This window comes from Blastomonas ursincola (genome assembly GCF_013607875.1).
Taxonomy (GTDB): domain Bacteria; phylum Pseudomonadota; class Alphaproteobacteria; order Sphingomonadales; family Sphingomonadaceae; genus Blastomonas; species Blastomonas ursincola.
The window spans coordinates 48,880-69,843 of the sequence record NZ_VDES01000004.1; the positions used below are offsets into that span (position 1 = coordinate 48,880).

Consider the following 20,964-nt stretch of genomic DNA (forward strand, 5'->3'; position numbering starts at 1 on the left):
CCTGCGGTTCGACCGTAGGGGAAACGCAACGGCCGTTACCGACAACTCAATGGCCTGAGCCGATATTCGATCAACCCCCTTTCCGGATGGACCGGAAGGGGGGTTTTTCGTATCGGATGGGCGCTACTTGACCGCGCCGCTTTTCAGCAATTTCGGTACCAGCACGACCGCCGCGACCAGCGGCCATTTGCGCTGCCACGGCCGGATCGTGATCTGCGTTCCGGCGTGCCGGTTGATCTTCCAGGCCAGGTAATCGATGCCGCCGGCAAAGGTGAAGCTCGCCTTGGCCAGCCGTGCGACGGTCAGCCGCTTGCCGCGCGCGCGCAGCCTTGCCCAGCGGCGTTCTGCCTCGGCGCGCGGCATCGCGGCCAGATCGGGCACCTCGCGCGCGATCGCTGCGCCGACCGCCGCATAATGATCGGGCGCAAAATCGACCACCTTGTCCGGCCGGTCGCCGCGTTCGGCGCGCAATTCCGCGCCGTAGGTACGGGTAAAGCCGGTGCGCCAGATGTGCAGCGGATCGGGCGATGCGGTATCGGCCACCGGCGCGGCATGGCGCAGCAGCGTCACCGGAGCGGCGCACAGCGCATCGAGTGCCCGGGCCTCGGCGGCAGTATCGGCGCTCCACACGATCCGCACCGGCTGGGCAAAGCGCGCCCAGACCGAGACATCGCCCGCCTGCATCGAGCACGCCCTGGCCAGGTCGGCCTCGGACAACACGGCATATTTGGCGGCCAGCGTGCCATGCGCCGCCGGAAAGACGTTGGGCGGGATCAGCGCATTGGCGCGCGCCATCCACCCGGCCTTGTTCGCCGCGCGATAGGCCGCCGCATAATCCGACACGATGACGTAGAAATCGAGCATCAGCCCGTCGAGCTGCGCCTCACGCAGGCACGACCCGTAGAAGATCACCGCACGCGCCGTCTCGCCGAACGGGGCGATGATCGCACGCGCAAAGTCGGTGACGAGGGGATCGACCGGCTGCAGGGCCTCGGCGGCGATAAGGGATTGGAGAGTTTCGGCCATGACTAGCTAGGTTCAAAAGCCCTCCCCCTTGATGGGGGAGGGTTGGGTGGGGGTGTGTTCCCGGAATGTAGCTGCAGGTGTCAAACTGCGAAACCTTTCACGCAGCTGCCCGATCACCCTCACCGCTGCGACTAGGCTCCTTCGTCGCCAAGTCTCGCTGCCTCTCCCATCAAGGGAGAGGCGGTTTCATGCGCGCCGCAGCAATCAAGCCGCCAAGCGCAGGAACGGCACCGGATCGGTCGAGCGCAGGATGATCGGCTTGCCCGCGCTCGCCTCGAAGATTTCGCCGTCCAGGATCACGCGGCTGCGCGTGCGGTCGCTGTCGATGCGGATCATGTCCTCGCGCGCCAGATGCACGCCGCGTCCGCGCCGGGTGCCGAACCGGCCCATCAGCGTGTCGATCAGCATCGTCGTCAGCCCGGCACGATTATGCTCGACCGCGATGAACTTCAGATGCCCGGTCGGCGATGGTCCGCTGTCGGCACGACTGCCGAGCAGCAGCTTTTCCAGCGTCGTCACCATCACCACCAGGAAGCTGCCATTGAGCTCGCCCTTCTGGAAATAGGAGATGCGCAGTGCCGATCGGGTGATCGGCAGGAACTTGGCGGTCAGGCCGAACAGCATCGTGAACAGCCCCGCAATGGCCGCGATGAAATGGCTGATCGAATTGGGCAGGCCGAGCGGATAGATCTTCTGGCGGCAATAGAGGATGATCTCGGCCAGACCGGCCCCGCCCATGAACATGCCCAGCACCGGGCGCCCGTCCTCGCCATCGGGCAGCGCGATCAGCTGCCGCACGACGATATGGCTTTCCAGATCGTTGCGCGCGATCTCGACGATGCGATCGAGCGTCGCCAGCGGCTTGCCGCGCGCGCCGAGGTCGAGCGCGATCAGGTTGGTCTTGCCGTTCGGCAGCACCGCGACCGGCGGCGGCGACTTGCCGAAATGGCCGCCATGGTAGAGCTCGGTCAGCGTCGCCTGCACCGTGCCGTCGCCGCCATTGATGACGAGCACGCGCGGCTTCACCAGGGCAATGGCGCGCAGCGCGTCGGCAATCTGGTGCACCTCTTCCACCTCGTAGTGGAAGATGTCCGGGTTGCGCGCGCAATAATCGCGCACCGCCGGCAACATCGCCTTGTTGCCGGTCGAGCGCGGATTGGAAATGAGCGCAACGAGAGTCATTCAGGTCATCCTATCGGCTTGATCGTCATCCCCTGGCGGTAGTTCAGGACCACCTGGATGCGCGTAACGCCGGGACCCACCCGGATGGCGGTCTTGCCCGCAGAGGGCTTGAGGCTGAGCAGCGAGAGCGAGGGGTTGTTCGAGAACCCGCCACCATCGTTCCAGCCGGATTTGCCGCTGCCGTCGACATCGTGGCGCACGGCAATGCCATAGGCGCCGGTGGCCGGAAGCGGCACGCAGAAGCTCATCTTGCCGCCACGCGGGGCGACGGCGGTGTCGATGCGGTTGATCCATGCGCCCTTTTCCAGCCAGCTCGCCTTCGTGGCGGGATAGGCCTGGACGCGGATGCGGCCGGTATTCGCCTTGAAGCCGCTGACCGTCACATGCACCGCCGGGCCGTCCGCCCCATCGGCGCATTTGCGCAGGTCGTTGGCGATTTCCTGCCGCTGCGCATGGGCCACAGGCGTCAGGGCCGCGAAGGCGATGCCGCCCGCAGCCAGACAAGCCAGTGATTTTGTCGCAATTTTGAACATGACGTAATCAATCCCAGAAGCTATAGCCGTGCCGCTCCGGATGGCGCGGACAAGGCCGATGAGCCCCCTTTACCGTCCGCTTATGGGAAGCGTTTGCGGCCAAATCATGGTGACAGGGCGACAATAAGTTGAAATTGCTAACCGCCACAGACGCTTATATCGCCCGTCTCGTCTTCTTTCCGCTGGTCGGCACGCTGATCCTGGCTGCCATGCTGCTGGTGCTCGACAAGATGCTGCGATTGTTCGACTTTGTCGCGGCCGAAGGAGGACCGGTCAGCGTCGTGTGGCGCATGCTCGCCAACCTTCTGCCCGAATATCTCTCGCTGGGAATTCCCATCGGCCTGCTGCTCGGCATCCTGCTGGCGTTCCGCAAGCTCGCCATGTCGTCGGAGCTAGACGTGTTCCGCGCGGTCGGCCTCAGCTACACCCGGCTGCTGCGCGTGCCGTACATGTTCGCGGTCGGGCTGATGCTCGTGAACCTGGCCTTGGTCGGCTATATCCAGCCCAAGGCGCGCTATGCCTATGAGGAACTGGGCTTCGAGCTGCGCTCGGGCGCGCTGGGTGCCTCGATCAAGGTCGGCGAATTCACGCAATTGGGCGACCGGATGACGCTGCGCATCGAGCAGAGCCGCGATGGCGGGCGCGAGCTGTACGGCATTTTCGTGCGTGCCGAGGCCAAGTCGGGCACCTCGCTCTCGGTGACGGCGGAGCGCGGCAAGTTCCTGGCGACCGACGACCCGAACACGATCATCTTCCGCCTGACCAATGGCACGCTGGTGCACGATTCGCCCGACTACAAGACCCCGCGCGTGCTGACCTTCAGCAACCATGACCTGCCGATCGACCTGCCCAAGATCGAATCCTTCCGCAGGCGCGGCGGCGGCAAGGACCGCGAATACACGATCCCCGAGCTGGTCCGCATCGGCACCGATGCCAGCATTCCCGAGGCGCAGCGCAACCAGACGCGTGCCAATTTCCATTTCCGCATGGTCGAAGTCGTGATGATGCTGCTGATGCCGCTGCTCGCGGTGGCGCTGGCGATCCCGCCCAAGCGCTCGACCTCGGCGCTCGGCGTCTTCCTGTCGATCGTGATGATCGTGACCTATCACAAGATCAACGAATATGGCGAGGATGTCGGCGCGCTGGGGCTGGTCGACCCGATCATCGCGCTGTGGGTCCCCTTCGCGCTGTTCTCCGCATTGATCGCCTGGATGTATTATCAGGTCGCCTTCGTGCCCGGCGGTCAACCGATCGGCGCGCTGGAAAAGGTCTTCGCCAAATCGGGCGCGGCGGTGCGCGGGCTGTTCAGCTTCGGCCGCAAGCGGTCCTTCCAGGAATAGGCGCAAGCGCGATGCAGTTCGAATTCTTCCCCTCGCGCACCGTGGCCATCTACATGGCGCGCAAGTTCCTCACCAGCATCCTGGCGGTGGTGGCGCTGCTGTTCATTGTTCTCCAGTCGCTCGACCTCCTGGGCGAAAGCGGCAAGATCCTCGCCTATCCGGGCAACGGCCAGGCGCAGCTCTTGACCTATATCTCGCTTCGCGCGCCGCAGATCATCGACCTCGTGCTGCCCTTTTCGGTGCTGCTGGCGACGATCATCACGCTGGCGACGCTGAACCAGAACAGCGAAGTCGTGGCGATGAAGGCGGCGGGGCTGTCGGCGCATCAGGTGCTCGCGCCGCTGCTGATCGCGGCCTTCGGCGTCTCGGCGATCACCTTCGTCTTTTCCGAACGCATCCTCACCCGCGCCACCGCGACGCTGGACGCCTGGGAGGCGGCGGATTTCGGCCCGATCCCGCGCGATTCCAACGTGAAGTCGAACATCTGGGTGCGCGAAGGCGACAATATCATCCAGGCCGATACGGTCGAAGGCCGGGGCAACGCGACACGGCTCACCGGCGTCGCGGTGTACCAGCGCGACAGCCAGGGCGGCATGGCGCGGATCATCAAGGCCAGCGAAGGCACCTATACCGGCAAGGGCTGGAAGCTGACGGATGCGACGCAGTTCGATGTCGCCACCGGGCAGAAACAGGTGCTGGGAGATATCGTCACCGCAGGCAATGTGCGGCCCGACCAGTTCACGCTGTCCAAGGTCAATGCCGATGGCCTGTCCTTCCCGCAGCTATGGACCGCGATCGCCGAGCTCAAGGCCGCCGGTCGCCCGACTGCGGCGCTCGAGGCCAATCTGTGGCACAAGCTGTCGGGCCCGCTTTCGGCGCTGCTGATGCCGCTGCTCGGCGCAGTCGCCGCCTTCGGCCTGGCGCGATCGGGCCAGCTGTTCATCCGCGCCGTGATCGGCATGGCGCTGGGCTTTGCCTATTTCGTCGCGGACAATTTTGCGCTCGCAATGGGCAATCTGGGTGCCTATCCGCCGATCCTCGCGGCCTGGTCGCCGTTCTTCCTGTTCCTGATGGTCGGCGAGACCGTCCTCATCCGCACCGAGGAATAGGCCGCAACCCGTGGCCGCAGACACGCCCGATCCTGTCAGCCCCGCCCCCGCAGTGAGCCGCGCTGATGTGGCGAGCGGCGCAGCGCTGTCGGGCCTGGCGCGCATGGGCGCGATCATCGAGATCGTGACCCAGCCTGCCTTCGTGTGGATGTTCGGCCTCGCCACCTATGGCAGCTATGTCGTGCTCTGGGCGGCGGTGAACGTGCTTTCGACGCTGACCACCCTGTCGCTGGCGCAAGGGCTGCAGCGTTCGATCCCGTCCGCCGCCAGCCGCGAGGCCGAGCATGGCGTGGTGCGCTATGCGCTGCTGGTGACGGTGATCCCGTCGGCGTTCGTGGCCCTGTGCATCACCCTCGCCGCGCCTGGAATCGCGCCGCAATTCTCGGTCGAGCCGGCGATGCGCCCGCATCTGCCCGCGCTGATCGCGCTGTTCGTGTGGACGCTGCCGCTCACCGTCGCGCTCGAAATCGCGACCGCTGCCGCGCGCGCGCGGCGCGCCTTCGGGCCCGAGATCCGGCTGCGCATCTTCTGGGAGCAGATCGCGCGGCTGATTGTCGCGGTCGCGCTCTATGCGCTGGGCGTGCGGCTGTTCGGGCTGTTCATCGCGCATATCGTCTCGCTGGGCGTCACCGCCTGGTTGTCGGTACGGCTGCTCGGACGCTATTACGACCTCGGGTTGCTCTGGCGTGCGCCGATGCCCCCCGCGCTGCGCAATGACACGCTGAAATCGGGGCTGGCGACGATGCCGCCCAATCTGGCGCGGCGCGCGTTCAACGATCTGCCGCCGGTGCTGCTGGGCCTGGCGCTGAGCGGCGGCGGCGGCGCGGTGGCGGCGGGGCTGTTCGGCATCGCGCGCAAGATCGCCTCGGTGCCACTGATCGTGCGCCAGACCTTTCTCTATGTCCTTGCGCCCCTGAGCGCCGCGCAGCGCGCCGCCGACCGGGCCCAGATCGCGCCGCTCTACCGCTTTGCCAACCGCATCGCTGCCATCATCGTGCTGCCGCTCACTGCGGTGATGATCGCCGGTGGTGATGCGACGCTGCTGCTCTTCTCGCCCGAGGCCGCCGATGCGCTGCCGGTGCTGATCGTGCTGCTGGTCGGGCGCGCGGGCGAGACGATTCTGGGCGCGGCGACCCCGATCGTCGAGATGACCGGGCACCGCCTGCTGCCGCTCGCCAATTCAATTGCGGGGCTCGCAGTCGCGGGGCTGGTCGGCTGGCTGACGGTCGATGCCATGGGCGCGACCGGCATGGCGCTGGCGGTGAGCGCGGGCGTGATCGTGTCGAGCTGGGCGGCGGTGGCAGAACTCTGGATCAGCGATCGGCTGGGTCCGTTCGACCGGCATTTCCTGCGCGCCCTCGCCTGCGGCCTGGGCGGATTTGCCGCGCTCTGGCTGGTCGGCTGGCTGTTCCAGGGGGTAGGCATGGTGCCGCGCGCCACGATCCAGTTTGCCTGTTTCTTTCCGCTGGTCTGGCTCGGCCTCAAGTTCGGGCTCGATGCCGAGGACAAGGCCGCACTCGGCAAGGCGGGGCGTAAACTGGCGCTGTAAGGCGCGCCAGGCCAATTGCCCCTGCAACCAAAGCCCGCTAGACCCGTGGTGAAAGACCGCGCGGGCGAAGCGCGGCAGCCAGAGGAGCCCTGACCCGGTGATCGCCAACAAGTCTCTCGACCAGTTTGCCCGTTTCAACAATCTGCTCGACCTGTTCTTCGCGCGGGCGGACGAGCTGGGCGACAAGCCCTTCCTGTGGGCCAAGCGCAGCGGAGCCTGGACGCCGATCAGCTGGCGGCAGGCAGCGGGACAGGTCGCGGAACTGGCGCATGCGCTCAAGGACATGGGGCTGCAGCGCGGCGACCGGGTGATGCTGGTCAGCGAGAACCGTCCCGAATGGTGCATCGCGGACCTCGCGATCATGGCCGCAGGCTGCGTTACCGTGCCAACCTACACCACCAATACCGAGCGCGACCACCAGCATATCCTCGACAATTCGGGCGCGCGCGCGGTCATCGTCTCCGATGCCAAGCTGGCGCGGACGCTGCTGCCCGCGGTGTTGCGCGCAGGCAATGCCTGGCACGTGATCGGCATGGAGCCGGTCAAGGTCGGCCAGGCCAGCCGCTTCCGCGCGCACAACTGGTCCGATCTGGTCACCGGCGATGCCGGGCGCCGGGCCGAGCTGATGCCTGCGATCCGTAGCCATGCGGCGACGCTCACGCGGCAGGACACCGCCTGCATCATCTATACCAGCGGCACCGGCGGTGCGCCGCGCGGGGTGATGCAGCATCACGGTGCGATCCTGCACAATGTCGCCGGCCCCACCCGCGTGATCACCGAGGATTTCGGCTGGGACGACGAGGTGTTCCTCTCGTTCCTGCCGCTCAGCCACGCCTATGAGCACAGTGCGGGCCAGTTCTTCCCGATCGGGCTCGGCGCGCAGATCTATTATTCGGAAGGGCTGGAAAAGCTCGCCAGCAATATCGAGGAGGTGCGCCCGACGCTGATGGTCGTGGTGCCGCGCCTGTTCGAGGTGCTTCGCGCGCGCATCCTCAAGCAGATCCAGAAACAGGGCAAGGTCGCCAATTTCCTGTTCGAGCGCGCAATGGCGCTGGGCGAGAAACAGCTCGGCGGCCGCGACGGTCTGCTCGACAAGCCGATGGACTTCATCCTGTCGAAGAGCCTGCGCCCCAAGATCCAGGCGCGGTTCGGTGGACGGGTCAAGGCGATGGTCTCGGGTGGCGCTCCGCTCAATCCCGAGATCGGCGTGTTCTTCCACGCACTCGGCATTACGCTGCTGCAAGGCTATGGCCAGACCGAGGCCGCACCGATCATCGCGTGCAACCGCCCCAGCGTGGGCATCAAGATGGACACGGTGGGCCCGCCGCTCGCCGATACCGAGGTGCGCATCGCCGAGGATGGCGAGATCCTGGTGCGCGGCGAACTGGTCATGCACGGTTACTGGCAGAACCCCGAGGAGACCGCGCGCGTGCTCAAGGACGGCTGGCTGCACACCGGCGATATCGGCTATATCGACGAGGCCGGGCGGATCGCGATCACCGACCGCAAGAAGGACCTGATCGTCAACGACAAGGGCGACAATGTCTCGCCGCAAAAGGTCGAGGGCATGCTGACGCTGCAGCCCGAGATTCACCAGGCGATGGTGGTCGGCGACCGGCGGCCCTATCTGGTCGGGCTGGTGGTGCCCGATCCTGAATGGACGATGGAATGGGCGAGCGCGCAGGGCCTCAAGGTCGATTTCGCCGCGCTCCAGGCCAATCCGCAGTTCAAGGCTGCGGTGCGCGCGGCGATCGACCGGGTCAATGCCGACCTGTCGGTGATCGAGAAGGTGCGCCAGTTCAACTTTGCCGACGAACCGTTCACCATCGAGAATGGCGAGATGACGCCGTCGATGAAGATCCGGCGGCACGTCATCCGCGGGCGCTATCAGGAGCGGCTGGACAGCCTGTACAAGAGCTGAGGGGTCAGGCGGGCCGGCGGCGGTTCCACAGCTGCAGCCCGATCTCGGCGATCAGCAGCGGCCCGAGCCAATAGGCCCATATTCCGAAGGCCGGGGCCACGCCTTCCATGTCGCCCAGCCGCTGCGCCAGGCGGCAGAAGACGAAGGTCCAGGTGAGGACCATCGAGCGGATCATCCACATCTGGTGCGAGCGCCAGCGCTTCTGGCTGCCGCGCCGCCAGCCCATCGAGGTCGTGACCAGCCAGGCCACCGACAGCGTGGCCGTAGCCCAGCCGCTCGCCGGATTGCGGTGCGGATCGCTGGTCGCGAGGAACAGCGCGACGAATGCCATGGTCATGCCTGCGCCGACATAGGTGCAGCCGGTGTGGCGGTGATATTCGAACGCGGCGCGGGTCCAGCCCATGTACAGCGCGAGAAAGCCAGAGACGAGGGTCAGGAAACCGGTCAGCGCATGCAGCACGATCCACAGGCTGTGATCGGCATGGCCCCGCTGCGCACCGCCGCCGAGCGCGGGCAGCACATTGAGCCACAGCACCGGCAGCGTCGAGAGGATCGCCGCCCAGAACAGCAATGCGGGCAGGGTCAGACCCGGTCTGTGATCGATCGGCGGCCAGGCCTGGCTGGTCACGATGGCTCCCCCCTGTTGGTTTCGCACCATCGTGCCTCACGCCGGGAAGTGTCGCAACCCGGCTCGCTACTGCGCCATTCCCGTCACCCCCGCGAAAGCGGGCGTCCCGCTTTCATGGCAACGGGAAACGCACAAGCGGGATTCCCGCGTTCGCGGGAATGACGGGGCGGGATAGGGGACCGGAAATAGCAAGACCCCGGATCGGCCTCCACCGATCCGGGGTCTTGCTGAACCGTCTAGAACGAAATCGCTTATTCGGCGGCTTCGTAGTACTGCGGCGCGGCGGCGTTCAGGATCTCGAGGATCTTCTTGAGCGCGGCGGGCTCGTCGGTCTTTTCCATCGCGGCTAGCTCACGCGCCAGACGGCTCGAGGCGGCTTCGAAGATCTGCCGTTCCGAATAGCTCTGTTCGGGCTGGTCGTCGGGACGGAACAGGTCGCGGGTCACCTCGGCGATCGAGACGAGGTCGCCCGAATTGATCTTCGCTTCATATTCCTGGGCACGGCGCGACCACATGGTGCGCTTGACCTTGGGCTTGCTCTTGAGCGTTTCCATAGCTTCGCGCAGCGTCTTGTCCGAAGACAGCTTGCGCATGCCGATGCTTTCAACCTTGTTCACAGGAACGCGCAGGGTCATCCGTTCCTTTTCGAAGCGCAGCACGTACAGCTCGAGCTGCATGCCGGCAATTTCTTCCTTCTGAAGTTCCACAACACGGCCGACACCGTGCTTGGGATAAACCACATAATCGCCTACATCAAAAGACAGCGCTTTGGCGGCCATTCAAAAACCTTTCTGTATTCAGGGGAAGCGGGAGCCTTTTCGAACTCGCATGTCAGCCGTTCGAGTGAATCTCCTCAAAATGTGCCGAATGTGGGACACCCATCAGCGCAAACCCGCTGCGCCAATAGGCCGCACTTAACAGATTCGTCACAAAATAGCCACCCCGTAATGGCCATTCCGGTCCTAGATGGGGGCTGCGCACGAAAATACAATCGCGCTGGGGGAATTACGCTACGGAAACCGCCAACGTTTGCAGCGGTGCGATGCGGAATTGCCAAAAAGGGGTCAGCGCTGACGACCCACCCCTTGCCCCTCCCTGTCCAGGGAGGGGAATTGTTTGCTTGTCGCGCTGGAACTCCCCTCCCTGCAAGGGAGGGGTTGGGGGTGGGTCAGCGCATCACGCCAAAACGGATCAGTCGCCCTCGCCGGGTTCGGGCGAGAAATAGGCTTCGTACTTGCCTTCCTTGCCCTTGTACTCATCGGCATCGGGCGGGCTGTCGCGCTTGACCGTGATATTGGGCCATTCGGCGCTGAACTTGGTGTTGAGCTCGAGCCACTTTTCCAGGCCGTCCTCGGTATCGGGCAAGATCGCCTCGGCAGGGCATTCGGGTTCGCACACGCCGCAGTCGATGCACTCGCTGGGGTTGATCACCAGCATGTTCTCGCCCTCGTAGAAGCAGTCCACCGGACAGACTTCGACGCAGTCCATATATTTGCACTTGATGCAGGCGTCGGTGACAACATAGGTCATCGGCTGTGATCGCTCCCCTGAATGCGCACCGGCGCGGGGCACCGGTCGGGCGTGATGATGGCATGGTGATGCCGTGGTGATTCTGGCCGCCTTGCTATTGTGACAAGGCCGATGCGTCAATATGGCGCTGCCTTGGGGTGCCAAAGCCCCGCTTTATCCCGTCGCACGCGCTTCGGTCGGTTCGCTGTAGCAGGCCAGCGCCTCGTCCGCCGGGCCGCGCCGCCAGGGCAGCTGGTCGATCTGCAGCACCAGCACGCGCGAGCCCTGGGGGACGGTAAGAATGTCGCCGCAGCGCACCGCGTGGTGCGCCTTGACGACGCGGTTGCCATTGCTGCGGATCACCCCCTGTTCGGCGAGCAACTTGCCCTGCGATCGGCTACGCACCAGCCGCAGATACCAGAGCAGCAGGTCCATGCGCATGTGCGCGCCCGCGCTGCCGATCGATGAGGATGCTCCGCCGCCCTTTTCAGCCAATCGCCACCTTCCATTCCTTCAGCGCGGCAAAATGTCCCCGATCCTCCGGTCCCGCCGCTGGGCCCTGAGCCTTTTTCCGCGCCAGCCCCCGCCAGCGCCATAACCTTTGCCTGTCCGTCGCTGCGTCGGCCCCGGCACCCGCCGGTGCGGCCTCGCGCCGGAAGCCCGCCGCGCGCATCAGCCGCTCGGCATTGGTGGTGCTGAGCCCCATCGAGATGGCGAGCGCAGGATCGATGGCGAAGCTCTGCGCCTCGCCCTTGCCATCATGCGCGGCGCGGATCAGCTTTTCTGCCATGTCGACACGCAGCCCCTGATCGCCGAGTGCGCGATAGGCCGGGTGCCCGTCGCCCGGCAGCGCCGATGTCGGAACGACCGCGCGCAGGCTCTCGACGGCAGGATCGAGTGCTTGCGGTAGTGCTCCGCCCGATCGTATCGCGCGCATCAACCGCAGCATCGCCTGGCAATCGGGCCGGATCATCGCAGCGCAGAAAATGTCGAGACTGCCCAGACGCACGCCCAGCCGCTGCAGCACCTGCCGCGAAGGCGTATCGAGCGCGGCGATCAGCGGCTCGGCCTCGCTCCGCGCGATGGCCCCGCCCGCCTCGACCAGTTGCACCAGCAGCGCGCGCAGCGGGCCCGAGCAGCGCTTGTCCTCCGCCGCCCGGGTCAGCGCGCGCACCGGGGCGAGCGCCTTCTTGAGATGCGCCTCGAGCCAGTTCGTGACATGCGCCAACAACGCCTCGCGATCGGGGCGCGGAATGGCGTCGAGCGCACGGTCGGGCTGGAAACGCGGATGGCCGAGCGAAGGGCCGCGCACCAGCAGGCCGATGCGCTGACCGCGCCAGAACAGCGCGGGACGCCCCTTGTCGTCCGCGCCGATCCCCAGCGCCTTCGCGCCATCGGCGATCAGATCGCGCGCGCGCCGCGCGAGCAATCCGGGCAGATGGCGGTCGGCAGCGGCGACCAGCAGCTTGCGGTCGGCCAGCCGCGCCTGCGCATCGACGACGAACGAAAAGCCGCTCAGATGCCCGATCGGTTCGCCATCAACGCAGATCGCATCGCCCTCTTCGAGCGTGACCGGCAGCAGCGAGGCATCGCCGCCCAGGCCCCGCAGCAGCACCGCGGTGCGCCGGTCGACGAAGCGCTGCGCCAGCGCGCGGTGCAGCGCGTCGGACAATCGCTCCTCGACCTCGCGCGCGCGCCCCGCCATCTCGGCGGGATCGGCGAGCCAGTCGCGGCGCTGCGCGACATAGGCCCAAGTGCGGATCGCCGCGATGCGCGCGCCCAGCTTCTCGACATCGCCCTGCACCGAATCGAGATCGGCAATCTTGCGCGCGATGAAATCGACCGGGATATGCCCCAGCCCCTGGCCAAGATGCTGCCAGAGCTGGCTGACGAAATTCGCGTGATGCTCCGCGCCGCGATGCTGGAAATCGGGCAGCGAGCACACCGACCAGAAGCGCCGCACCGCCGCCTGTCCGCGCACGCTCGCTGCGACCTGGGAATCGTCGGCCAGGCGGCGCAGCACGGCAAGGTCGATCGCCTCGGGCGCGGGCTTGAGGACCGGGCTCGAGGGCAACCGCTCGAGATCGGCGATCAGCGTGCTCAGGCTGTCGAAGCGCAGCCGGGATTCGCGCCAGAACAGCGACTTGAGCGGCGGAAAGCTGTGCTGCTCGATCCGCTCGATCTCCTCGTCTGTGAACTGCGCATCGTGATGCCCCGCGACCGATCCGAAGGTGCCGTCGCGCTGGTGCCGCCCGGCGCGCCCGGCGATCTGCGCCATTTCCGACAGGGTCAGCCGCCGGCGGCGCGCGCCGTCATATTTGTGCAGCGAGGCGAAGGCGACATGCTCGACATCCATGTTGAGCCCCATGCCGATCGCATCGGTGGCGACGAGATAATCGACCTCGCCCGCCTGGTACATTGCGACCTGCGCATTGCGCGTGGCGGGGCTCAGCGCGCCCATGACCACCGCCGCGCCGCCTCTGAAACGCCGCAGCATCTCGGCCACGGCATAGACCTCTTCGGCCGAGAAGGCGACGATCGCGCTGCGCGGCGGCAGGCGCGAGAGCTTCTTGATCCCGGCATAGCTCAGCGTCGAAAAGCGTGGGCGGCCGATGATCTCGGCATCGGGCACGAGTGCGCGGATCATCGGCGACAAGGCTTCGGAACCCAGGATCATGGTCTCATCGCGCCCGCGCGCGTTGAGCACGCGGTCGGTGAACACATGCCCGCGTTCGGGATGCGCGCCTAGTTGCGCCTCGTCGATCGCGACAAAGGCGAAATCGCGCCCCTGATCGAGCGGCATGCTTTCGGCGGTGGAAAGGAACCAGCGCGCGCCGGGCGGGACGATGCGCTCCTCGCCGGTGACCAGTGCGACCTCGTTCGGCCCCTTGATCTTCACCACACGGTCATAGACCTCGCGCGCCAGCAGACGGAGCGGAAAACCGATCAGGCCGCTGGAATGCGCGCACATCCGCTCGATCGCGAGGTGCGTCTTTCCGGTGTTGGTCGGGCCCAGCACGGCGGTGACAGGGCTCGGCGAAAATCGGGTCATGGGAGCAGCCTCCATTCCCTACATCATGGCAGCACACGGGCATTGCAAGACCCGCATGCAAAGCCCTGTGGATAGGTTGCGCCGCTGATCGGTCTTCTTGCACCGCTCGTCCCGGAGACAGGGTTTTACACCCCGGGTTAATTTGACTTTAACCGGTCATGTCCACACAGATTGCGGCGAGGAAACGCCATCGTGCCGGTCCTTTGGGAGCAGCGCGGGAGGAATGGCGGCAAGGGGTCGGTCTTGTTTCAGCAACGCGAACAGCTTTTGGGGGCCGGTGCCGCCAGTGCCAGACTATCGCTGGCCGATGTGCTCCCGACGCCGACCCGGCCCGCTCAGCCTGCCCCAGCCCTGCCCGCCCCGGCGACGGGTATCAAGGCGCTCAAGGAGCGGCTGCTGCGCACCCGCCAGTTCATCCACGACACCAACTGGACGCCCGATCTCGGCCAGAATATCGGCAGCCTCGAATGGTTTCGCGGGCTCGGCACCCTGTGCCTGCTGTGCACCGGAGCCTATGCCGTGTTCCCCGGGGTCAGCCCCATCGGTGCCGCCGCAACTGCCCCTGCCCCGGTCGCGCGCGAGGAATTGCGCAGCCAGATGATCATGCCGATGGCGTTCGGTAGCGACACCGGGCATGCCATGGGCGCGACCGATGCCGTGGTCGCGCTGCGCCAGGCCCCCGAGCGCCCGACGATCGAACTGGCTGCCACGATCGGACGCGGCGACAGCTTCCTGCGCGTGATGCAGCGCGCGGGCGTGGGCACCGGCGATGCGCAGGCGGTCGCGAACCTCGTCTCTTCGGTGGTACCGCTCGACGACATTCGTGACGGCACCCGCATCGACATCACGCTTGGCCGCCGCTTCGCGCGCAACCAGCCGCGCCCGGTCGAGCTCATTGCCTTCCGCGCGCGCTTCGACCTCAATGTCGAAATCGTCCGCGCAGGCTCGGCGCTCGATCTGGTGCAGAAGCCCATCCTCGTCGACGCGACCCCCTTGCGCATCCGCGGCACGGTCGGCTCGAGCCTCTACCGTTCGGCGCGCGCCGCCGGGGCACCGCCCTCGGCGATCCAGGCCTATCTCCGCACACTGGCGACGCAGCTGTCGATCGGCAGCGACATCCGCTCGACCGACCAGTTCGACATCATCGTCGATTACAAGCGCGCCGCCACCGGCGAGGTCGAACTCGGCGACCTGCTCTATGCAGGCCTCGAACGCGGCGGCAAGCCGCGCGCGCAGATGCTGCGCTGGAAGACCGGCAACAACGTCCAGTGGTTCGAGGCCTCGGGCGTCGGCGAGACGCGCGGCGAGTTCGCCCGCCCCGTCAACGGCGCGGTCACCTCGGGCTTCGGCTATCGCCGCCACCCGATCCTGGGCTTCCGCCGCATGCACAGCGGCATCGATTTCAAGGCCAGTTCGGGCGCGCCGATCTATGCGACGGCGGACGGCGTGGTGAACTATGCCGGGCGCAAGGGCGGATACGGCAATTTCGTCCGCATCGCGCATGGCGGCAATATCGCCACCGGCTATGGCCATATGAGCCGCATCGCGGTGAGCAACGGCATGCGCGTGCGGCGCGGCCAGGTGATCGGCTATGTCGGTTCGACCGGCCTTTCGACCGGCCCGCATTTGCATTACGAGCTCTATCGCGGTGGCCGCGCGGTCGACCCCAATTCGGTCCGCTTCACCACCCGCGCGCAGCTTTCGGGCAGCGAACTCGCCAATTTCCGTGCACGCCTCAAGCAGCTGCTCGGCGTGGCGCCGGGTGCCGCGCTGCAATCGCTGAGCCCACCGCCTGCCGCGAAGAGCGACGAACCCAAGCGCGAGATCGAGCGGATCGACGGGACGACGATTACCTGATCGCAAATACAAGGCTTGCCGCTCTTCCGTCACCCTGAACTTGTTTCAGGGTCCATTTTGCCCAATGCGGCTTCGGTTGCGGATGCAGGATGAATCCTGAAACAAGTTCAGGATGACGGGGCGTGAGCAGTCAATCCCGTAGCTCGACCCAGGTGGGCGCATGGTCGCTGGCCTTTTCGCGGCCGCGGTGATCCTTGTCGACGCCGATCGCGCTCAGCCGGTCGGCGGCGCTGGGGTTGAGCAGCAGGTGATCGATGCGGAAGCCATGGTCGCGTTGCCAGGCTCCTGCCTGATAGTCCCAATAGGTCCACACCCCGCCGCCGGGGCGCAGCGTGCCGATCGCATCGGTCCAGCCATCGGCGAGGATGCGTCGATAGGCGGCGCGGCTTTCGGGCTGCATCAGCGCGTCGCTGGCCATGGCGCGGACCGAGTAAACGTCATTGTCGCGCGGAATGACATTGTAATCGCCTGCCAGCACCGCGGGCACCTCTTCAGCCAGGATCTGTGCCGCGCGCTTGCGCAGCCGCTCCATCCAGCGCAGCTTGTAATCGAACTTGGGGCCCGGCTGCGGATTGCCGTTGGGCAGGTAGATACACGCGACGCGGAGGCCATGCACATCGGCTTCCAGATAGCGCGAATGCTCGTCCTCGGGTTCACCCTCCAGCCCGCGCTGCACCTCGACCGGCTGCGCGTCGCGCGCGAGGATGGCGACGCCGTTAAAGCCCTTCTGCCCGTGCCAGATCGCGCCATAGCCGAGCTTCTCGAACTCGGAGGCTGGAAAGCCCTCATCCTGCGTCTTGATCTCCTGCAGACAGGCGACATGCGGGCGGGTCTCTTCCAGCCATTCGAGCAGGCGCGGCAGGCGGGCCTTGATGCCGTTGATATTGTACGAGGCGATGCGCAGCATTCGGGTGTCTTAGCCGCAGCATCGGCGCTTGCCCAGCCATTTAGCCCCTGTTCATTTGCGCCCGCATAAGCCACGATCCAGCGACATATCTGGGGAGGTCATCATGCGGCGTTCGTCTCGGTTCTCGATCGGAGCGGCTGCGCTCGGCCTGTTCGCCCTCGGCCCGGCGCTGGCGCAGGATGCGAGCCTTCCCGATGGCCCGAGCACGCAGGGCAATGTCTCGGTCACCGTCTATAATGGCGGCACCTCGCTGGTGCAGGACATCCGCAGGCTGAACATCGCCAGCGGCACCAGCCGGATCGAGTTTCCCGATGTCTCCGCGCAGATCCAGCCTGAAACGGTGAGCTTTTCCGCCGAGGGCGCGACGATCGTCGAGCAGAATTTCGACTATGACCTGCTCACCCCCGGCAAGCTGATGGAAAAGGCGGTGGGCGAGACAATCACGCTCATTCGCACCAACCCGGCGACCGGCGCGGAAACGCGCGAGCGCGCCAAGGTGCTGTCGGTCAATGAGGGCGTGGTCGTCCAGATCGGCAATCGCATCGAGGTGCTGCGCGACGATGGCCTGCCGGTGCGCGCGGTGTTCGACAAGGTGCCCGACAATCTGCGCGCGCGCCCGACGCTCTCGATCATCGTGGACAGCCAGCGTGCCGGACAGCGCGACGCCGCGATCCGCTATCTCACCGGCGGGCTGGGCTGGTCAGCGGATTATGTCGCGCTGTTCGACGAGGCCAGGGGCAGCATCGACGTGCAGGGCTGGGTGACGCTGTCCAACAGCTCCGGCACGACGTACAAGAATGCCGATACGCTGCTGGTCGCAGGGAATCCGCAGGGCGCATCGGGCTTCGGCAACCGGCGCGGCAACATCCGCAGCGCCGGGACCGAGACAGCGAACCGCGAGCGGCTGGGCGATTATTATCTCTACCCCGTCGGCCGCACGACGATTGCCGATCGCCAGACCAAGCAGATCAGTTTCCTCGACGTGCAGGGCGTGCCGGCGATGCGCGCCTATGAATATCGCGTTGGCTGGCTGGCGAGCATGAACGAGCCGCAGAGCGCGGACACGGTGGTCAAGTTCAGCTCGAGCAAGTCAGGGGGCCTGGGCGATGCGCTGCCCGCAGGCAGCGTGCGCTTCTACCAGCGCGACCAGCGCGGATCGCCGCAGTTCATCGGCGAGAACGGCATCGGTCACACGCCGATGGGCAGCGCGCTGGCGCTCAAGACCGGCGAGGCGTTCGACGTCAAGGTGAAGTCCACCGTAGTCGAGCGCAAGCGGCTGTCGAGCAGCAAATGGCAGACCAGCATGCGCTATGAACTGACCAACGCGCGCGACGGCGCGGTCACGGTCGATCTGATGCAATCGGGCCTCGATTTCGGCTGGACCGACACGCGCATCGTCACCGAGAGCCAGAAGAGCGAGCGGCGCAACAGCGACGCGGTGGTCTGGGCGGTGACCGTGCCCGCGAACGGCAGCGCGGAGGTCACCGCGACCTTCGAGACGCGGTATTGAGGGCAGGCGGATAAGGCCAGCACGGTGCGCCCATCCCCCTTCCCGTTTGTCCCGAGCGAAGTCGAGGGACGTGGTCGCCACCAGTTGCGCGAGGTCCCTCGACACGCTCGGGACAAACGGAGGTGGGTGCTTGGGGCATTGGTGGCGTTCGTGCTTTCACCCTGCCTTCCCCCCGCCCAAGCCCAGACCCGCCCCGAGATCATCTCGGCCAAACCCGACTCCGTCGCGGTCACCATCTATCGCGATCCGCAGCGCGGTCAGGGCGGGGGGATGAACCTCGGCTATCTGGGCGGCTTTGCGGTGGTGACCGAGAAGCGCATGGTGAGCGTACCCGCAGGCCCCTCGACCATCCGCTTTGCGGGCGTGGCCGAGGGCATGGTCGCGGTCTCCGCCGTGGTGCGCGGGCTGCCCGGCGGGATCGTCGAGCAGAACCGCGACAAGAAGCTGCTCTCGCCCGGCGCGCTGATCGACGGCACGCTCGGCAACCGGGTGACGCTGAAACGCACCGATCCGGCGACCGGCAAGGTGACCGAGCAACCGGCGGTGATCCGCAGCGGCTCACAGGGCGCGCTGGTGGTGCAGACCGAGGCGGGGATCGAGGCGCTGCAATGTTCGGGCCTGCCCGAAAAGGTGATCTACGAAAACCTGCCCGGGGGGCTGTTCGCGACGCCGGTGCTGTCGGTCGATACCGTCTCGCCTCAGGCCGCGACTGTCGAGGTGACCCTGACCTATCTCGCCTCCGGGTTCGACTGGAACGCCGATTATGTCGTGAAACTGGGCGCGGACGGGAAGTCGCTCGACCTGTTTTCCTGGCTGACGCTCGCCAATGGCAATGCCGAGAGCTTTGCCGATGCCGAACTGCTGGTGATCGCGGGCACGCTCAACACCCGCCAGCCGATGCGCAACCTCGCCGACCGGCCGCAGGCGACGCCTCTCTACATCCAGTGCTGGCCGCGCGGCAGCACCGCAGAGGGGATTGACGACATTCCGCCGCCCCCCCCGCCGCCGCCTCCTCCACCTCCCCCAGCCATGGCCCCGATGCGCGCACGCACCGGCGCGGTGCGCGGCGAGGCGGACGCGATCATGGTCACCGCATCGCGCAATGTCGAAGCCGAGCTCGAGGAACTGGGCGATCTCAAGCTTTACCGCGTCCCCTTCCGCTCAACGGTCGCGGCCAAGGGGCAGAAGCAGGTCAAACTGCTGTCCAAAGCGAATGTGCCAGCACGACTCGTTTATCGCGGATATGCGGGACGAAACCGGGTCTTCCCCACCCCATTGCAGATCGAACTGCGCATGGACAACAAGACGGCCACAGGGCTTGGCCTGCCGCTGCCCTCAGGCCGGGTCGCAGTGTTCGATGGGTCGCGCGATAACGGCCTGCTAATCGGCCAGGGCCGGATGCGCGATTATGCGATCGGGCAGGAGGTAAAATTCACCATCGGCCAGAGCGATGCAGTGCTTCTCACCAGCACAACCCAGCCTGGCGCTAGCGACCGTGCTCCCGAAACGCAAAAACTGGTGCTCACCAATGCCAATGCCGAGCCCGTCACCGCCGAGATCGACCTTGCGCAGATCGCCGATACCGATATCCGCAAGGCGACGGGCAAGCTGATTCGCAAGGACGGCAAGCATGTCTGGCAGGTGACCGTGCCCGCCAATGACAGTGTCACGATCAGCTACCAGAGCCGCTCGAAATATCGCTGAAAGCTGGAAACCGGCGCGCGCCCTTATTTGGGTGCCAGCACCATCAGCATCTGGCGGCCTTCCATGCGCGGATAGGCCTCCACCTTGGCGATTTCCTTGACGTCTTCCTGCACGCGCTGGAGCAGGGCCATGCCGAGCTGCTGGTGCGACAGTTCACGCCCGCGGAAGCGCAGCGTCATCTTGACCTTGTCGCCTTCGTCGATGAACGAATGAACCTTCTTCATCTTGACCATATAGTCATGGTCATCGATGTTCGGACGCATCTTGATCTCCTTGATCTCCTGCGTCTTCTGGTTCTTGCGGGCGGCATTGGCCTTTTTCTGGGCCTCGTACTTGTACTTGCCGACATCGAGGAACTTGGCGACGGGCGGCTCGGCATTGGGCGAGACCTCGACCAGGTCGAGGCCCACGGCTGCGGCACGTTCTATCGCATCTGCTGTACGCAATACGCCAAGATTTTCGCCATTCTCATCGATCACCCGAACCTGGGGCGACTGGATGAACTGATTGAAGCGCGGGCCGGATTTGGGTGGCAGAACAAGGCCGCGACGGGGTGCTGGCGGACGTATAGCGAAATCTCCTGATGTTTCTTCGAGCGCGCGATATAAGCCAAGTCAGCTGATAGATAAAGGGTTTCGTGCGGATAACGCGCCATTTGCGCCGCCAGAATCGTGGCAAGCGTTGCAATCGCGCAACGATTGGACGCCTCCAGGCGTCTTCTTGCCGATCCCTTATGCCCTTTCCATATCGGGGCGAGGCGATGATTGCGCAAGGAGCAGCCGCATGGACAGTCCCCAACAGATCACCATCGATCACGAAACCGCAGGCCCGGACGGGCGCTTCGTCTATCGCGCCGAAGGCGCCGAAGCGGAACTGACCTATGCCGAAGCACCGGCCGTCGGCGGCGTGCGACGCGTGAGCGCCGACCACACCTATGTACCCGATTCGATGCGCGGCCAGGGCATTGCCGGCAAGCTGGTCGATGCGCTCATCGATACGGCACGTGCACAGGGGTGGAAGGTGATTCCCCGCTGCAGCTATGTCGTCGCGGCCTTCCGGCGGCACCCGGAATGGAACGACGTGCTGGCAGATTAAGGCTCGACGCGAGCGCGCGCTCTTGGCAACAGCATGGGATCC

At 65.9% G+C, this 20,964-nt stretch carries 18 protein-coding genes; 8 read left to right on the forward strand and 10 right to left on the reverse strand.

Annotated elements, in window-relative coordinates; genetic code table 11:
* Positions 1 to 123 precede the first annotated feature (123 nt).
* From FG486_RS17020 to FG486_RS17030, 3 genes are all read right to left on the reverse strand, one after another.
* Positions 124 to 1,026 (reverse strand): hypothetical protein, encoded by a 903-nt coding sequence (locus FG486_RS17020; protein ID WP_181268452.1) that lies wholly within the window; start codon positions 1,024 to 1,026, stop codon positions 124 to 126.
* A gap of 204 nt (positions 1,027 to 1,230) precedes the next feature.
* The gene (locus FG486_RS17025) at positions 1,231 to 2,208 is read right to left on the reverse strand and encodes a diacylglycerol kinase family protein (protein WP_181268453.1); all 978 of its coding nucleotides are present in this window, start codon (positions 2,206 to 2,208) and stop codon (positions 1,231 to 1,233) included.
* Positions 2,209 to 2,213: 5 nt separating this feature from the next.
* Positions 2,214 to 2,741, reverse strand: a complete 528-nt coding sequence (locus FG486_RS17030; RefSeq protein ID WP_181268454.1) for a DUF2141 domain-containing protein — start codon at positions 2,739 to 2,741, stop codon at positions 2,214 to 2,216.
* A gap of 134 nt (positions 2,742 to 2,875) precedes the next feature.
* Here FG486_RS17030 and lptF point away from each other — a divergent pair, with 134 nt between their 5' ends.
* The 4 genes from lptF to FG486_RS17050 all read left to right on the forward strand — a co-directional run bounded on the left by lptF (position 2,876) and on the right by FG486_RS17050 (position 8,660).
* Positions 2,876 to 4,081: an LPS export ABC transporter permease LptF gene (gene lptF / locus FG486_RS17035; RefSeq protein ID WP_060979463.1), complete on the forward strand. Its 1,206-nt coding sequence runs from the start codon at positions 2,876 to 2,878 to the stop codon at positions 4,079 to 4,081.
* Positions 4,082 to 4,092: 11 nt separating this feature from the next.
* Positions 4,093 to 5,190 carry an LPS export ABC transporter permease LptG gene (lptG, locus tag FG486_RS17040; protein ID WP_066277669.1) on the forward strand — a complete coding sequence of 366 codons (1,098 nt, stop codon included), beginning with the start codon at positions 4,093 to 4,095 and terminating at the stop codon, positions 5,188 to 5,190.
* 10 nt (positions 5,191 to 5,200) lie between these two features.
* On the forward strand, positions 5,201 to 6,739 hold the full coding sequence (locus FG486_RS17045; RefSeq protein WP_181268455.1) for a lipopolysaccharide biosynthesis protein: 1,539 nt from the start codon (positions 5,201 to 5,203) through the stop codon (positions 6,737 to 6,739).
* A 97-nt stretch (positions 6,740 to 6,836) separates the two neighbouring features.
* Positions 6,837 to 8,660, forward strand: coding sequence for an AMP-binding protein (locus FG486_RS17050; protein ID WP_181268456.1), 1,824 nt, complete (start codon positions 6,837 to 6,839; stop codon positions 8,658 to 8,660).
* Positions 8,661 to 8,664: 4 nt separating this feature from the next.
* On the opposite strand, the gene FG486_RS18305 is transcribed toward FG486_RS17050, so the two are convergent.
* The 5 genes from FG486_RS18305 to FG486_RS17075 form a co-directional block, all read right to left on the reverse strand.
* Positions 8,665 to 9,288 carry a DUF2306 domain-containing protein gene (locus tag FG486_RS18305; RefSeq protein WP_181268457.1) on the reverse strand — a complete coding sequence of 208 codons (624 nt, stop codon included), beginning with the start codon at positions 9,286 to 9,288 and terminating at the stop codon, positions 8,665 to 8,667.
* Between the two features lie 251 nt (positions 9,289 to 9,539).
* Entirely contained in the window at positions 9,540 to 10,067 is a 528-nt protein-coding gene (locus FG486_RS17060; RefSeq protein WP_023837598.1) for a CarD family transcriptional regulator, read from the reverse strand.
* Positions 10,068 to 10,479: 412 nt separating this feature from the next.
* The gene (gene fdxA, locus FG486_RS17065; RefSeq protein WP_023837599.1) at positions 10,480 to 10,818 is read right to left on the reverse strand and encodes a ferredoxin FdxA; all 339 of its coding nucleotides are present in this window, start codon (positions 10,816 to 10,818) and stop codon (positions 10,480 to 10,482) included.
* 153 nt (positions 10,819 to 10,971) lie between these two features.
* On the reverse strand, positions 10,972 to 11,292 hold the full coding sequence (locus tag FG486_RS17070; RefSeq protein ID WP_241695884.1) for an RNA-binding S4 domain-containing protein: 321 nt from the start codon (positions 11,290 to 11,292) through the stop codon (positions 10,972 to 10,974).
* On the reverse strand, positions 11,285 to 13,849 hold the full coding sequence (locus FG486_RS17075) for a helicase-related protein (RefSeq protein ID WP_181268458.1): 2,565 nt from the start codon (positions 13,847 to 13,849) through the stop codon (positions 11,285 to 11,287). Before FG486_RS17075 ends, FG486_RS17070 begins: the two co-directional genes overlap by 8 nt.
* A 243-nt stretch (positions 13,850 to 14,092) precedes the next feature.
* On the opposite strand from FG486_RS17075, the gene FG486_RS17080 reads away from it, so the two are divergent.
* On the forward strand, positions 14,093 to 15,706 hold the full coding sequence (locus tag FG486_RS17080; protein WP_241695885.1) for a M23 family metallopeptidase: 1,614 nt from the start codon (positions 14,093 to 14,095) through the stop codon (positions 15,704 to 15,706).
* A 130-nt stretch (positions 15,707 to 15,836) separates the two neighbouring features.
* Here the strand turns inward: FG486_RS17080 and xth are convergent, their stop codons facing one another.
* The gene (gene xth / locus FG486_RS17085; protein WP_181268514.1) at positions 15,837 to 16,610 is read right to left on the reverse strand and encodes an exodeoxyribonuclease III; all 774 of its coding nucleotides are present in this window, start codon (positions 16,608 to 16,610) and stop codon (positions 15,837 to 15,839) included.
* Between the two features lie 106 nt (positions 16,611 to 16,716).
* Here xth and FG486_RS17090 point away from each other — a divergent pair, with 106 nt between their 5' ends.
* Together FG486_RS17090 and FG486_RS17095 are read left to right on the forward strand one after the other, a co-directional pair.
* A complete protein-coding gene (locus tag FG486_RS17090; protein ID WP_181268459.1) occupies positions 16,717 to 18,123 on the forward strand; it encodes a DUF4139 domain-containing protein in 1,407 nt (468 codons plus the stop codon).
* Positions 18,124 to 18,264: 141 nt separating this feature from the next.
* A complete protein-coding gene (locus tag FG486_RS17095) occupies positions 18,265 to 19,827 on the forward strand; it encodes a DUF4139 domain-containing protein (protein WP_181268460.1) in 1,563 nt (520 codons plus the stop codon).
* Positions 19,828 to 19,850: 23 nt separating this feature from the next.
* Here the strand turns inward: FG486_RS17095 and infC are convergent, their stop codons facing one another.
* Positions 19,851 to 20,396 (reverse strand): translation initiation factor IF-3, encoded by a 546-nt coding sequence (gene infC / locus FG486_RS17100; protein WP_082751251.1) that lies wholly within the window; start codon positions 20,394 to 20,396, stop codon positions 19,851 to 19,853.
* Positions 20,397 to 20,610: 214 nt separating this feature from the next.
* Between infC and FG486_RS17105 the strand changes: the two genes are divergently transcribed.
* Positions 20,611 to 20,922 carry a GNAT family N-acetyltransferase gene (locus tag FG486_RS17105; protein ID WP_066284773.1) on the forward strand — a complete coding sequence of 104 codons (312 nt, stop codon included), beginning with the start codon at positions 20,611 to 20,613 and terminating at the stop codon, positions 20,920 to 20,922.
* Positions 20,923 to 20,964 lie beyond the last annotated feature (42 nt).

Coding starts and splice junctions, on each gene's coding strand:
- FG486_RS17030 (WP_181268454.1), bottom strand. CDS start 2,741: ATGTTCAAAATTGCGACAAAATCACTGGCTTGTCTGGCTGCGGGCGGC.
- FG486_RS17090 (WP_181268459.1), top strand. CDS start 16,717: ATGCGGCGTTCGTCTCGGTTCTCGATCGGAGCGGCTGCGCTCGGCCTG.
- FG486_RS17025 (WP_181268453.1), bottom strand. CDS start 2,208: ATGACTCTCGTTGCGCTCATTTCCAATCCGCGCTCGACCGGCAACAAG.
- fdxA (WP_023837599.1), bottom strand. CDS start 10,818: ATGACCTATGTTGTCACCGACGCCTGCATCAAGTGCAAATATATGGAC.
- FG486_RS17020 (WP_181268452.1), bottom strand. CDS start 1,026: ATGGCCGAAACTCTCCAATCCCTTATCGCCGCCGAGGCCCTGCAGCCG.
- FG486_RS17060 (WP_023837598.1), bottom strand. CDS start 10,067: ATGGCCGCCAAAGCGCTGTCTTTTGATGTAGGCGATTATGTGGTTTAT.
- FG486_RS17105 (WP_066284773.1), top strand. CDS start 20,611: ATGGACAGTCCCCAACAGATCACCATCGATCACGAAACCGCAGGCCCG.
- FG486_RS17075 (WP_181268458.1), bottom strand. CDS start 13,849: ATGACCCGATTTTCGCCGAGCCCTGTCACCGCCGTGCTGGGCCCGACC.
- lptG (WP_066277669.1), top strand. CDS start 4,093: ATGCAGTTCGAATTCTTCCCCTCGCGCACCGTGGCCATCTACATGGCG.